The sequence below is a fragment of the Bacillus sp. NPDC094106 genome (assembly GCF_044764345.1).
Lineage (GTDB): Bacteria > Bacillota > Bacilli > Bacillales > Bacillaceae_G > Bacillus_A.
The window spans coordinates 34,472-48,633 of the sequence record NZ_JBIWHY010000002.1 but is presented as its reverse complement, the minus strand read 5'-3'; the positions used below and the strand labels follow the sequence as shown (position 1 = coordinate 48,633).

Genomic DNA, 14,162 nt, shown 5'->3' with positions numbered 1-14,162 from the left:
TATGGTACAAAATAAATATCGAGTTACATTCATTTCTCCCAGTGAGATCGAACAACGTACCATTATGTCAGCAAATAGCTTACCTGATTTAATTCGAAAAGTTGAGAATATCATTGCTGATCCGAATGGGTACTTTGTAAATGACAAAAAAAATAACTGTTATTTTAAAGTGATCAAGGAAAATATAACTTTCATTCAATATGAGCTATTATTCTCAGATAAGGAAATTCATGTTGAAAAATTAAAGCATGTCGCACCTGCTATATTGCAGCAGCTGTTCCAAAAAGTAAACGATTCGGAACTGTATGCACTTTCTCTTCTTGATGTAGATGTAGCAACGAAAGAGTATGTGCTGGAACAAATGGATCCTAGCCTGCGAATCAGGGTGGAAACAGAGCTTGCAAAAAAATGGGAGGCAATGCCAGCAGAGATTGCTGAGGCACAAGAAGTATTATTAGAAGCACTTGCTTCGTTTATACAAGAATAGCTTTTTATATAAATAAGTCATCTATATATACATCAATAAAAAACCGACATAAAGCCCTCTTTTTTAGGTGAGAGAGAGCATCTGGCCATGCATAGAAGCGGTCAAGGCCTTTTTCTGCCACATGCGAAGGAAAAACAGAAAGAGTAAACGAGTGTAGGTTACTTTTTATTCTGTATAGCAGGGATTGAGATGTCGAAAAATTAAAATGGATTTATATATATAAATCCATTTTGAAAAAACCTTTCTTTTTAGGTGGGAGAGAGCATCTGACCATACATAGAAGCGGTTAGATCCTTTTCCTGCCACGTGCGAAGCAAAAACAGAAAGAGCAAACGAGTGTAGGTCACTTTTTGTTTTTCATAGCCGCGACTTATATGCTGGAAAATCAAAATGAATTTATATATCGATGATTCAATTCAGATAGATGACTTATATGCCTAATAAAGCTTGATAAATATATATACGGAATTATCGGAAGGGGAGCGACACCTATATGTCACAAGCGCAAAGCATTTTATTAGAAAGTGGAACAAATGAACTAGAAATCGTCACATATACTGTTGGTGAAAATTTATTTAGCATTAACGTAATGAAAGTGCGCGAAATTATTAATCCATTTCCTGTTACAACTGTGCCGGAATCCCATCACGCAGTGGAAGGTGTTGTCCAAGTTCGGGGTGAAATTTTACCAGTTATTAACCTCGCAACAGCGCTTAATTTAAAATCAGCGAAGCCGCTTGATCAAACAAAATTTATCATTTCAGAATTAAATCAAATGAAAGTCATTTTCCGCGTAGATGAAGTGCATCGCATTCAGCGTATTTCTTGGGAGCAAATTGATGAGCCCGCTTCATTATCGATGGGATTAGAAGAAACAACATCTGGTATTGTAAAACTAGACGGCAAAATCATTTTACTATTAGATTATGAAAAAATCGTTTGCGAAATTAGTAACACTGGTTATGAAACACAAAAACTTCCAGGACTAGAACAAAAAACAGACCGTGCAGAAAAAGTAATTTATATCGCTGAAGATTCAGCAATGCTTCGCCAAGTATTAGAAGAAACATTGTCAACAGCTGGTTATGCGAAAATGAACTTCTTCAGCAACGGTGCGGAAGCGCTAGCGCAAATTGAAAAACTAGCAAAAGAACAGGGTGAAAGAATGTTCGAGCATATTCATCTATTGATTACAGATATTGAAATGCCGAAAATGGATGGTCACCATTTAACAAAGGTAATTAAAGATCATGAAATAATTACCAAACTACCAGTCATTATTTTCTCTTCTTTAATTACAAATGAACTGTATCATAAAGGTGAATCCGTTGGGGCAAATGCACAAGTAAGTAAGCCGGATATTCAAGAATTAATTGGTCTTGTTGATAAGCTTGTTTTATAAAATGAAACTTCTGTAAGAGGTGAGTTGTATATCGCTCTTATGGTTAACCCTCAGCTCAATTTTCTTTGAATATTGGGTTGAGGGTTTTACTGCCTGTAATAAGAGGATTCAATTTTTATTTTTGAATTTAGGAGAAAAAAGGTTTAAAATAGAAGAATAGTAGATTCTATATATATACATCAACCCAAAAAACGACATAAAACCCCCTCTTTTTGGGTGGGGAAGAGCATCTGGCCATGCATAGAAGCGGTCAGTGCCTTTTTCTGCCACATGCGAAGTAAAAACAGAAAAAGCAAACGGGTGTAGATTATTTTTTATTCTGCATAGCAGGGATTGAGATCTTGAAAAATTAACATGGATGTATTATAGAGATACTCTATCAGACTAGATTATTAACGATATCAAAAATGAACCACCATTTTATTATATTTCGATACTTTTTATACATTTTTGTATGTTAACTATTGTATGCTAATTGTTTGACAGACAATTCTGAACTGCTATAATATGGATATGGAAATTTTTCCATTTTAAAAAAGAGACATGGGAGTAGTATGAGAATTGTGAAAGGATGAGGAGGCGTGACACAGATTATGTATCACCACAAAGCAATTAATGTATTAAATCTTTTACAAAACATGTCAAATAATAAAAAAAATGATATACAATTAGAAGCGGAATTTCAAAAAATAGAGAAACAATTCCGAATCGGGTATGAAGAGTTAGTCGATCTATATAATAAAAGGGTATTATTTCAAATTGATATTGAAAAAAATGGTGGCATATTTGCATATGAGAAATCAAATATTACATGGTTAAAATCTGAATTAGAACTGCTATATACTGTCTACCAATTTTGTCAGCGTCACGGTTTAAACATTGCTAACATTTCAAAGTATGTGAGTAAGAAAGAACTAAACCTGTTTCCGAAAACAGAAAGTCAATTACAAAATACGTATTATAAATTAAAAAATGAAGAAATTCCATTTGATGATATAAAGAAACAAAAACCAGGACGTAAGCGAAAATATGTATCTGAAAAAGAAATGATAGTAGGGCCGAAACAAGAACAAAGTCAACAAATAAGCAAAACAATTCCTAATGTAGAAGTAGAAAAGAATCTTGTTACAGTCCTATCAGGTATTGTTGATAACTTTGAAACAATTAGCGAACATAGTGAAAAAAAAGAACGTGAACTGCACCAATTTATGGATGGGATTTATAAGCTTTCTAGCATGGCTGCAGAGCATATGAAAGAAGAACATGACACAAATACGCTAGAAGGTGAATTGCAGAAGCTGCGTGCCGAAAATGAACGGTTGCAGCGTGAAAAACAAGAGCTTGTTACGGATGTTAAAGAAATGACACATCATCTGATTCATTTCATTACGAGTTCTGACATTGACCAAATTCGTACATTACCGTATTTCGTTAGGGAATGTAAACAAGATTTGCATAAGCTAGGATTATATAACGCACAAGATGGGGCAATGAAAATCATGGTTGATCGCAGTGGACAAGTGATGGCGATGACACGTTAAAGAAGAATGGGGTACAAAATAAAAGGGAAATACATAGCGGATATGTATTTCCCTTTTATTTGTATGAAATTGTTCCAATAGAGTAATAGGACACCTAACAACTATATATACATCAATTAAAAAAACGACATAAAACCCCTCTTTTTTAGGTAGGAGAGAGCATCTGGCTATGCATAGAAGCGGTCAGGGCTTTTTCCTGCCACATGCGAAGTAAAAACAGAAAGAACAAACGAGTGTAGGTTAGTTTTTATTCTGCATAGCAGGGATTGAGATTTTGAAAAATTAAAATGGATGTACATCGTTATGATTGCAATAACTTTGATATCATTTTTGGAATTTGATTTGCTTGTGAAACCATATTTAAGGCAACCTCTGTTAATAGTTTATATTTGATAAAATCGCTCATTTCTTGCGCCATATCGGCATCTGTTAGCGCTGTACTTTGGCAATTTAAATTTTCAATATTAAATTGCAGACGATTCATCATTGCGCCAAGATCAGCACGGTGAAGTGCTACATGTTGCAGAGCATCGTCAATTTTGTCAATAGCCGCTTTTGCTTCTTGTTCTGTTGAAATCTTGATGTCATTCTTTGTAGGGGAGAGGGGGATGTTTGTTTCTTGATGCGATATATCTAACGTATGACCGAGATCATCTAGTGTAATGTTACGGCTTTGCCCATCAAATACGGGTAAGTCATTAAACCCTGTCGTTTCATTAATATAGCCAACTTGTTTTGTTAATTGTTGAAATTCTTTATCGAGCGAATTACGGTTGTTATCTGAGTTCGTTCCGTTTGCAGATTGAACAGCTAAATCACGCATTCGCTGTAAAATATTCGCAACTGCTTGCAAAGCGGCCTCCGCTGTCCGAAGCATGGAAATGGCATCTTCATTATTTCTTATTGCAACGCGCATACCGCTTGCTCTTGCATGCATACGAGTTACAATGGCAATATTAGCTGGGTTATCAGAAGCGGTATTTAACTTCTTACCAGTTGCTACATGTTCCATTGCTAGATTCATTCGTTTTTCATTTTCGTATAATGACTGCCTTGCGTGCATGCTCATAATGTTTGTTCCAATTTGCATAGTAGACACTCCTTATAGGTTCATATATATTTTGATTTTTCAACATATAAGTCGCTTGTATGAAAACAAAAGCTAACATGCTCTCGTTTTTTCCCTTCGTTTTCATGTGGCATGGAGCAGGAAGAGGGTTTGACCGTTTCTATGCATGACTATATAAATCCATTTTAATTTTTCGACATCTATATCCCTGCTATGCAGAATAAAAAGTAACCTGCACTCGTTTGCTCTTTCTGGTTTTACTTCGCATGTGGCAGAAAAAGGCCCTGACCGCTTCTATGCATGGCCAGTTGCTCTTTCCCACCCAAAAAGAGGGGGTTTTATGTCGGTTTTTAAATTATAGATGCGCTCTCCTACCTAAAAAAGAAAGGGGTTATGTCTTTTTCATTTGTATTTATATAGAAAAATAAACCTCTCTGCAAGCAGAGAGGTTTATTTACATACTCATAAAATGGATTATTGTAATAATTTACTTACCATTTGTGGAGTTTGGTTAGCTTGAGAAAGCATGCTGATACCAGCTTCGTTCAAGATTTTGAACTTAGTCATTTCAGACATTTCTTTTGCCATGTCAGCGTCTTCGATTTGAGAAGCAGCTGAAGCCATGCTTGTTTGTTGGCTCTTAAGGTTGTTTACGTTAAAGTCAAGACGGTTTAATGTAGCACCTAAAGTTGCACGGTTAGAAGCGATACCTTCTAGTGCAGTGTCGATTGCAGCGATTGCCTCATTAGCATTTGGTACTCCTTTTGTAATGTTACCTGCAGTAGGTGCTTTATAAGCAATTCCGATTGCTTTAGCTTTTGTAACGTCTGTTGTATCTGCATCGAATGCAGCAATTGCATCATTAACAGCTTTAATATCAGCGTCACTCATTAAGTTTTTATCAGCTTTTGCAAATGCTGCTTTAAAGTCAGCAACAAATGGAGCAGCAGCTGCTGCATCAGCAGCACCTGCTAATGAAGTTTTAGCAGCACCTAAAGCATCAATGTTTGCTTGATCTTTAGTAATGTCTGCTGTTGTAATAGCGATTGTTTTTGTTTTAGTGCTGCTCATTCCTTGAATTGATAATGTATCAAGTCCTAATGCTTTAGTAGATGAATCAGCTAATTTAATATCAATTTGTTTGCCTGTATCAGAGTTATCAAGTGTTTGAACTGCAATTGATTTATTGCTGCCATCTAATAATTTTTTGTCGTTGAATTCTGTGTTTTTAGAAATGTAATCGATTTGCTCTTTTAATGCAGAGAATTCTTTGTCTAGTGCTGCTTGGTTTTTATCTGTATTCGTACCGTTCGCAGATTGGTTAGCGATGTCACGCATACGAAGTAAGATGTTAGACACAGAGCTTAAAGCTGAGTCAGTTGTACGGATTAATGAAATACCGTCTTGTGTGTTGTTAGCAGCTACTCCTAAGCCGCTTTCACGAGCACGCATACGAGTTGCGATTGCAAGACCTGCTGCATCGTCAGAAGCGTTGTTAATACGTTTACCGCTTGATAAACGGTCCATTGCACCGCTCATTTTTGCTTGTGTTTGGCGCATATACTCTTGTGTGCGCATGCTGTTGATGTTTGTGTTAATTCTCATTATAAGAACCCCCAATTTTTTTATTTATTTTTTTGTAAATCCCTAAAGGGTAATATACAAAAAAAACAATTTCGATTCGAGATTTATTGTAATATTTATTTCGGCAACTGTCAACTTAAAATTTGAATTAATAAATATAGAAAAATATAATTTTAACAATGTATATATTTTTTTATTACAAATATCCTTAATATATATATTTTTTTATTACAAATATCCTTAATATATATATTTTTTTATTACAAATATCTTTAATGTATATATTTTTTTATTACAAATTTCTTTAAAAGGCTTATTGCAAACTTTTTTAAAAAACTCTAATATTAGATTATCTTTGTTTACCGAAAAGGTGATATTATGATAATTGGAAATATAGTAAAAGAAGTTCTTTCATATAAGAAAGGACAGATTCAGCAAAAGTTAAGTAGTCCACGGGCTTTTGTGAGCAGTCGTTTTCAAGAAACGTTGCAAAGTGCGCCGGTGAAAGAGACGGAAGCTGCAGTGCAGCCTATGAAAGTAGAAGAAGTCAGTAAGCCGGCTGCGCCATCTGAAACAAAACAAGTAGAACAAGTTCAAGTGGCGCAAAAAGAGTTTGCAAGGCGTTTCCCAGAAACGAATAATGAGAGTGCAGACACGTGGGGATTAACGAAGAAGTATAATATTCAAAATATACGTTCTGAAAATGAGGGGAAGTATATGGATATTATTGATCGCGTAAGTCGTACATATGGAGTTCCGAAAGCATTAATTCAAAAAATGATTGAAGTAGAGTCTGACTTTAATCCAAAAACGGTGTCTTCTGCCGGGGCAATGGGATTAATGCAACTTATGCCAGAAAATGTGAAAGAACTTGGTGTGAAAAATCCATTTTCACCAGAGGAAAGTATTGAAGCCGGGGTGAAAGAGCTCAGTGGTTATTTGAAACAGAATAACGGAGATCTTGTCTTGGCACTTGCATCATATAATGCGGGACCTGGCAATGTGAGAAAGTATGGAGGTGTACCACCGTTTAAAGAAACGCAAGGATATATTAAAAAAATATTAAATATCGACGTTTCAAACTAAAATTTCATTATACATATAAGAAAAAATGAAATTTTAGTGAACACGACATGGGAGTTGGCTAGATTTGAAATTACAAGATGAGATTCCATTAACAATTTATTTTGAAATTGGAAAAACAAGAAAGAAAATTGAGGATCTGCTTCATATTACGAAAGGAACATTGTATCGTCTTGAAAATTCGACAAAAAATACGGTGCGTCTTATGTTGGAAAATGAAGAGATTGGAACCGGAATCATTTTGACGAAAAACGGAAAAATGTACGTCGAAATTGTTGAATTGAAAGGATAGGGAAGGGGATTTTCATGAGTGGCGATAAATTAAGCCAAGAGCAAATCGATGCGCTGCTGAAGGCGATGAATGATGGTTCAGAGATGCCCGCTTTCGCGCAAGAAGCAGACAAAAAAGAGAAATTACAAGAGTATGATTTTAATAGACCGGAAAAGTTCGGTGTAGAGCATTTACGTAGCTTGCAGGCAGTTGCAGCTAGTTTTGGAAAGGAAACGTCGCAGGCACTAGCAGCGCGCATGCGTATTCCAATTGAGTTAGAACCGTCAACGGTTGAACAAGTTCCATTTACAAGTGAGTATGTGGAGAAGATGCCGAAGGATTATTATTTATATTGCGTCATTGATCTTGGGCTGCCAGAGCTTGGAGAAATTGTTGTTGAGATGGACCTAGCATTTATTATCTATATTCATGAATGCTGGCTCGGAGGAGATAGTAAGCGAAGCTTTACACTGCGTAGACCACTGACAGCGTTTGAGTTTATAACACTGGATAACATTTTCTCTATTCTTTGTAATAATTTAGAACAAGCATTTGAAAGTGTTGTTTCGATTGAACCGAAGTTTGTGACGACAGAGACAGACCCGAATGCACTAAAGATTACGACGGCGAGCGATATTATTTCGCTGTTAAACGTTAATATGAAAACAGAGTATTGGAATACGACAGTTCGTATTGGAATTCCGTTTTTATCTGTTGAAGATATTATGGACAAGTTAACATCTGAAAATATTGTCGAACATTCTTCTGATAAGCGAAAAAAATACACTTCTGAAGTAGAAGTGAAAGTTAATCAAGTGTATAAGCCTGTTCATGTAGCTGTTAGTGAGCAGAAGATGAAAATTGGTGAGCTTAAGCAAATTGAAGAAGGCGATATTATTCCGCTTCATACGAAAGTAACCGATCAGCTCCGTGGTTATGTAGACGGAAAATATAAGTTTAATTGTTTTATTGGAAAAGACAGGACGCGTAAGGCGCTCTTATTTAAAAATTTTATAGAATAGGAGGATCTATATGAAGCATGAAGTATCACCTGTATCGTTAATGAGTTTAGAAGAATATGCAGCGCAGCGAAAGGAAGCGGCAAAAGCACATATTGAAACCGTTTCGGATATTTCGCTTGAACTTGGCGTGAAGCTTGGAAAAACGTCGATTCAGCTTGGGGATGTTAAGAGTTTAAAAGTCGGTGATGTCCTTGAGGTTGAGAAAAATCTTGGGCATAAAGTGGATGTATATTTAAGTAATATGAAAGTTGGTATAGGCGAAGCGATTGTCATGGACGAGAAGTTCGGCATTATTATTTCTGAAATCGAGGCCGATAAGAAAAAGGCTGCGCTGATGATGGCACAGCAGCAAGTACTGGAAAAAGAGTAGAGGAGGAGTCATATGTCGTATATGACGACCTTATTTCAAGTCATCTTACTGTTTGGCGTACTCGGTTATGGTGCGTATTATATGACGAAGAAGACGCGCAAACAGCAGTTTTTCAAGCAAGGTGAGAACGGTCATATTCAAGTGAAAGATGGCGTGTATTTAAACCATCAAACGAGCGCCTTTTTATTTGAAGTAGACGGAAAGCAAGTGTTCACTGTTGTGAGTAATAACGGTGTGCAATCTGTACAATTAACAGGAAATCAGTTTCAACAAGCGCTAGAAGACGCGGTAAAGAGTGAAACGAAAAAAGTAGAGGATCCATCATGAGAATAAAGAAACATATATCGTTAGTTGCGGTTATTTTTGTATTTTCAATTATTTTTTCAATTATTTTTGTAAATCCAGCGTATGCGGCATCAAACGGTTTTATTAATTTCGAAAATGGGAAAGAGTTTACGAGTAATTCAAGTGTACAGTTATTTGCGCTTGTAACACTTCTATCGTTATCTTCTTCTATTGTTCTCTTATTCACGCATTTTACTTATTTTATGATTGTTCTTGGAATTACTCGTCAAGGACTTGGGGTAATGAACTTACCGCCGAACCAAGTGCTTGTCGGTCTAGCGCTGTTCTTATCGTTATTTACGATGCAGCCCGTACTTGGACAATTAAAGGGTGATGTGTGGGATCCAATGACGAAAGAGAAAATAACGGTAAGCCAGGCAGCAGAGAAGACTGCGCCCATTATGAAAGAATATATGGCAAAGCATACATATAAGCATGATTTAAAAATGATGCTGAAAGTGCGCGGGGAAGAGGTACCGAAAAACACGAAAGACATTTCGTTATTTACACTTGTACCATCCTTTACATTAACCCAAATTCAAAAAGGCTTGCTGACAGGGATGTTCATCTATTTATCGTTTGTATTTATCGATTTAATCATTAGTACCCTTTTAATGTATCTTGGGATGATGATGGTACCGCCTATGATTTTAAGTTTACCGTTTAAAATACTTGTTTTTGTATATTTAGGTGGATATACAAAAATCGTCGATATTATGTTTAAAACGGTCGCCTGAAGTACTTTATCTGATGTTATGTGATAGGAGTCATATAAATGAATACATCACCAATTATAGAGATTTTTCAATCCTTTTTTTATAAAGGGTTTATGATTTTACTGCCGATTGCCGGTGTGAGTTTGGTTGTTGTAATTATCATCGCCGTGATTATGGCGATGATGCAAATTCAGGAACAAACGTTGACATTCTTACCAAAGATGGCAAGTATTGTGCTTGTTATTATTATTTTAGGTCCGTGGATGTTTCAAGAATTAACGACACTCATTTTAGATTTGTTTGACAAAATTCCATCGCTGCTGCGCTCGTACTAAAGATAGGTGAATGAAATGAATATGGAATTATGGGCGGCAACGTTTTTTGCGTTTTGCCGCATCACTTCATTTTTATATTTTTTACCGTTTTTTTCAGGACGATCGATGCCAGCGATGGCCAAGGTGACATTTGGATTAGGGCTTTCCATTACAATCGCTGACAAAGTGGATGTGTCTCATATTCAAACGGTGTGGGATGTAGTAGCTTACGCTGGAACGCAAATTGTGATTGGATTAGCACTTTCAAAAATCGTAGAAATGCTGTGGAACATTCCGAAAATGGCAGGCCATATTTTAGACTTTGATATCGGTTTGTCACAGGCCAGTTTATTTGATGTAAACGCGGGTGCACAATCGACTTTATTAGCAACGATTTTTGATATTTTTTTCCTTGTTATTTTTATTTCACTCGGCGGCATTGATTATTTTGTTGCCACGATTTTAAAGTCGTTTCAATATACAGAGGCGATTTCAAAATTATTGACAACAAATTTCTTAGATAGTTTATTAGCGACATTATTATTTGCGATGACGTCAGCGGTCGAAATTGCACTTCCGCTTATGGGGAGCTTATTCATCATTAACTTTGTCCTCATTTTGATCGCAAAAAATGCTCCGCAATTAAACGTGTTTATGAATGCTTTCGTAATTAAAATTACATGCGGTATTTTGTTTATTGCGATGAGTGTGCCAATGCTTGGCTATGTGTTTAAAAATATGACGGATGTGTTACTTGAGGAATATACAAAACTATTTAATTTTTTCTTAACGAAGTAGGGGGGCACGTATGGCAAAGGATAATAAAACAGAAAAGGCCACCCCGCAGAAGCGTAGGAAATCGCGTGAAGAAGGGAATATCGCCCGGAGTAAAGATTTAAATAATTTATTTTCGATTCTTGTACTAGCAGTGGTTGTTTATTTTTTCGGAGATTGGCTCGGATATGAAATTGCGAATTCTGTCGCGGCACTGTTCGATCAAATTGGAAAGAATACTGATGTGACGGAGTATTTTTATTTAATGGGGATGCTGCTTTTAAAAATATCAGCTCCCGTTTTAATACTCGTCTATATATTTCATTTGTTCAATTATATGATTCAAGTCGGTTTCTTATTTTCTTCTAAAGTGATTAAGCCAAAGGCATCGCGCATTAATCCGAAAAACTATTTTACGAGATTGTTTAGCCGAAAAAGTTTAGTAGATATTTTAAAGTCGCTGTTTTATATGGTCTTAATCGGCTATGTTGCGTATGTTCTCTTTAAAAGGAATTTAGAGAAAATCGTCAGCATGATTGGATTTAACTGGACGGCATCGCTGACAGAAATTATAAGAGAAATTAAATTTATCTTTTTATCGATTTTAATTATTTTAATTGTGCTTTCTATTATTGATTTCATTTATCAAAAATGGGAATACGAGCAAGATATCAAAATGAAAAAAGAAGAAGTAAAACAAGAGCATAAAGATAATGAAGGGGACCCGCAAGTAAAGGGGAAACGAAAAAACTTTATGCATGCCATTTTGCAAGGGACAATTGCAAAGAAAATGGATGGCGCCACGTTTATTGTCAATAACCCGACGCACATTTCGGTTGCGCTTCGTTACAATAAACACGTTGACGCTGCGCCGATTGTGGTGGCAAAAGGGGAAGATGAGCTTGCATTATATATGCGTACACTTGCCCGTGAACAAGAAATACCAATGGTGGAAAATCGTCCGCTTGCTCGGTCTTTATATTACCAAGTTGAGGAAGAGGAGACGATTCCAGAAGATTTATATGTAGCTGTCATTGAAGTTATGCGCTATTTAATTCAAACGAAACAAATTGAAGTATAAAAGCGCGTTTGGAGGAGATCTCTTTGTTTAAGATAGATTCTGCAAGAACCTATTTTTCTATCTTTTTAGCAGCGTCATTCGTTGTGGCGCTCTTAATTCCACTTCCGCCATTTATACTTGATATTATTATCGTCTTTTTATTAAGCATGTCAGTGCTTATTTATATGCGAGCAACAAGTATTAAAGAGTGGGACGAACTAAAGGCATTTCCGACTATGCTGTTATTAATCGGGATTTTCCGCGTATCGATTAACGTTTCGACAACGCGGGCGATTTTAACAAACGGGAATGCTGGTCATGTTATTGAAGAGTTTGGTCAGTTTGTAATTGGCGGGAATTTATTAATTGGTATCGTTATTTTTACGGTGCTAATTATTTTCCAGTTTATCGTAGCGAACGGTGCATCTCGTACTGCCGAGGTTGCGGCACGTTTTACACTTGATTCCTTACCAGGGAAACAAATGTCCATCGATGCTGATTTAAACCAGCGTATTATTACAGACAAAGATGCACAGGCCAAACGAAAAAAATTAAATATGGAAACAGAGTTTTATGGAGCGATGGATGGTGCCGGAAAGTTCATTAAAGGGGACGTTATTTTCGGGATTGTCATTTTATTCGTTAACATTATTTTCGGCTTAATTGTCGGGATGATGCAGCAAGGTATGAGCTTTTCAGAGGCTGCTCTTCATTATACGCAGCTAACTGTCGGTGATGGAATCGTCAACCAAATTGGCTCGTTACTGCTGGCAATTTCGACAGGTATTATCGTAACGCGTGTATTTGATGGTTCACCTGATACAGTGACTGAAGGTATCTTTAAAGAGTTAATGGCGCATGAAGTCGTTGTTTACGCGCTTGGCGGTTTATTTATCGCAATGGGTATCTTTACGCCACTGCCATTCTTACCATTTACACTTGTTGGCGGTACGATTATGTTCTTAGGTTTCCGCAATAAAAAACGGATACAAAGGGAGAAAGATGCTGAGTTGCAGAAAGAAATAGAAATGATTCAAAACGATGAAGATCAACTGCAACAAGTAGAAGATTCGTTTGGAGTATTTACAGATAAATATCCAATTATCGTGGAGCTAGGATTAGACTTAGCGGCGCTTGTGAAACAAAAGATTAACGGTGAAACGGCCCGTGATAAAGTGGTTCTCATGAGGAAATCCATTATTACCGATCTTGGTATTAATGTTCCAGGAATTAACTTTAAAGATAATACGAGCTTTAGGCCACGTGGGCGCTATATGATCCGTATTAAAGGGGCGAAAGCCGCAGAAGGTGTTTTAAAAGCAGGCTATTTATTAGCGCTGAAAACGCCAAATGTGATGGCTGATTTAGATGCAGAACCAGCAAAAGATCCAATTTTCGGTGAAGACGGATACTGGATTTTAGAGCATATGGTTCAAGATGCGCAGATGAAAGGCTATCAAGTATTAGAGCCGCTTAGTATATTAATTACGCATTTAGATGTAATTATTCGCCGTAATCTTCATGAGCTTATCCAGCGTCAACATGTGAAAGATTTAATTCAATCGCTTGAAAATGATCACGGCGTTCTATTAGAAGAGATCAAGAAGAAAGAAATCGATCTATCACTTGTTCAAAATGTTGTGAAACAGCTTCTAAAAGAAGGAATTTCAATTAGGGACTTACCAACAATTATTGAGGGAATTATCGATGGGAAAGAAATTTATCAAAGTCATGTCGATGGTGTGACAGCATTTGTTCGTGAATGTATTTCCAAAGTCATTTGTGAGCATGCGAAAAATCCTGACGGGAAAATTTACGCGGCACTTTTCGCTGATTCTCTTGAACTAGATGCGGATGTTGTCAATAACTCGTACCAAGGTTATTTATTAAACTGGGATTTAGAATTAGAAACACGTGTTATAGAGCAAGTGCAGCATATTTTCAAACAAGCTCGCTTAATGGGACGAGACCCAGTTTTATTAACACGCAGAAAAGATTTCAGATTCGGAATTGTAAGGCTTCTTGATCGTTATCAAATAGAGGCAAAAGTGTTATGTATTAGCGAACTTGCACCAGAAATTGTTGTGGATCAAATTGCTTATATCGAATAGTAGGGAGGTGAGA

15 protein-coding genes are annotated in these 14,162 nt (G+C 36.4%); 13 read left to right on the top strand and 2 right to left on the bottom strand.

Features of this window, described 5'->3' with window-relative positions; genetic code table 11:
- The first annotated feature begins 1 nt into the window (after position 1).
- The 3 genes from ACIQ7L_RS03010 (at position 2) to ACIQ7L_RS03000 (ending at position 3,430) form a co-directional block, all read left to right on the top strand.
- The gene (locus ACIQ7L_RS03010) at positions 2 to 487 is read left to right on the top strand and encodes a LysR family transcriptional regulator (RefSeq protein WP_400566452.1); all 486 of its coding nucleotides are present in this window, start codon (positions 2 to 4) and stop codon (positions 485 to 487) included.
- 493 nt (positions 488 to 980) lie between these two features.
- A complete protein-coding gene (locus ACIQ7L_RS03005; RefSeq protein WP_400566449.1) occupies positions 981 to 1,889 on the top strand; it encodes a chemotaxis protein in 909 nt (302 codons plus the stop codon).
- 593 nt (positions 1,890 to 2,482) lie between these two features.
- Entirely contained in the window at positions 2,483 to 3,430 is a 948-nt protein-coding gene (locus ACIQ7L_RS03000) for a DNA-binding domain-containing protein (RefSeq protein ID WP_400567132.1), read from the top strand.
- A gap of 301 nt (positions 3,431 to 3,731) precedes the next feature.
- Here the strand turns inward: ACIQ7L_RS03000 and ACIQ7L_RS02995 are convergent, their stop codons facing one another.
- Both ACIQ7L_RS02995 and ACIQ7L_RS02990 read right to left on the bottom strand, forming a co-directional pair.
- Entirely contained in the window at positions 3,732 to 4,520 is a 789-nt protein-coding gene (locus ACIQ7L_RS02995) for a flagellin N-terminal helical domain-containing protein (protein WP_400566446.1), read from the bottom strand.
- 453 nt (positions 4,521 to 4,973) lie between these two features.
- Entirely contained in the window at positions 4,974 to 6,104 is a 1,131-nt protein-coding gene (locus tag ACIQ7L_RS02990; RefSeq protein ID WP_400566443.1) for a flagellin N-terminal helical domain-containing protein, read from the bottom strand.
- Positions 6,105 to 6,461: 357 nt separating this feature from the next.
- Here ACIQ7L_RS02990 and ACIQ7L_RS02985 point away from each other — a divergent pair, with 357 nt between their 5' ends.
- The 10 genes from ACIQ7L_RS02985 (at position 6,462) to flhA (ending at position 14,149) form a co-directional block, all read left to right on the top strand.
- Complete coding sequence (locus ACIQ7L_RS02985; RefSeq protein ID WP_400566441.1) at positions 6,462 to 7,169, top strand: lytic transglycosylase domain-containing protein; 708 nt, start codon at positions 6,462 to 6,464, stop codon at positions 7,167 to 7,169.
- Between the two features lie 64 nt (positions 7,170 to 7,233).
- Positions 7,234 to 7,458: a flagellar motor switch protein FliN gene (locus tag ACIQ7L_RS02980; protein WP_097896215.1), complete on the top strand. Its 225-nt coding sequence runs from the start codon at positions 7,234 to 7,236 to the stop codon at positions 7,456 to 7,458.
- 14 nt (positions 7,459 to 7,472) lie between these two features.
- Positions 7,473 to 8,459, top strand: a complete 987-nt coding sequence (fliM, locus tag ACIQ7L_RS02975) for a flagellar motor switch protein FliM (RefSeq protein WP_400566438.1) — start codon at positions 7,473 to 7,475, stop codon at positions 8,457 to 8,459.
- Between the two features lie 10 nt (positions 8,460 to 8,469).
- Positions 8,470 to 8,829: a flagellar motor switch protein FliN gene (locus tag ACIQ7L_RS02970; RefSeq protein WP_335359120.1), complete on the top strand. Its 360-nt coding sequence runs from the start codon at positions 8,470 to 8,472 to the stop codon at positions 8,827 to 8,829.
- A gap of 12 nt (positions 8,830 to 8,841) precedes the next feature.
- A complete protein-coding gene (locus ACIQ7L_RS02965) occupies positions 8,842 to 9,156 on the top strand; it encodes a flagellar motor switch protein FliN (RefSeq protein ID WP_335359121.1) in 315 nt (104 codons plus the stop codon).
- Entirely contained in the window at positions 9,153 to 9,911 is a 759-nt protein-coding gene (locus ACIQ7L_RS02960; protein ID WP_097896208.1) for a flagellar type III secretion system pore protein FliP, read from the top strand. The genes ACIQ7L_RS02965 and ACIQ7L_RS02960 overlap by 4 nt, the downstream gene beginning before the upstream one ends.
- A 38-nt stretch (positions 9,912 to 9,949) precedes the next feature.
- Positions 9,950 to 10,225, top strand: a complete 276-nt coding sequence (locus ACIQ7L_RS02955; RefSeq protein WP_400566436.1) for a flagellar biosynthetic protein FliQ — start codon at positions 9,950 to 9,952, stop codon at positions 10,223 to 10,225.
- A gap of 15 nt (positions 10,226 to 10,240) precedes the next feature.
- On the top strand, positions 10,241 to 11,002 hold the full coding sequence (locus tag ACIQ7L_RS02950) for a flagellar biosynthetic protein FliR (protein ID WP_400566433.1): 762 nt from the start codon (positions 10,241 to 10,243) through the stop codon (positions 11,000 to 11,002).
- Positions 11,003 to 11,012: 10 nt separating this feature from the next.
- Positions 11,013 to 12,059, top strand: a complete 1,047-nt coding sequence (gene flhB / locus ACIQ7L_RS02945) for a flagellar type III secretion system protein FlhB (protein ID WP_400566430.1) — start codon at positions 11,013 to 11,015, stop codon at positions 12,057 to 12,059.
- A gap of 23 nt (positions 12,060 to 12,082) precedes the next feature.
- Positions 12,083 to 14,149, top strand: coding sequence for a flagellar biosynthesis protein FlhA (gene flhA, locus ACIQ7L_RS02940; protein WP_400566428.1), 2,067 nt, complete (start codon positions 12,083 to 12,085; stop codon positions 14,147 to 14,149).
- Positions 14,150 to 14,162 lie beyond the last annotated feature (13 nt).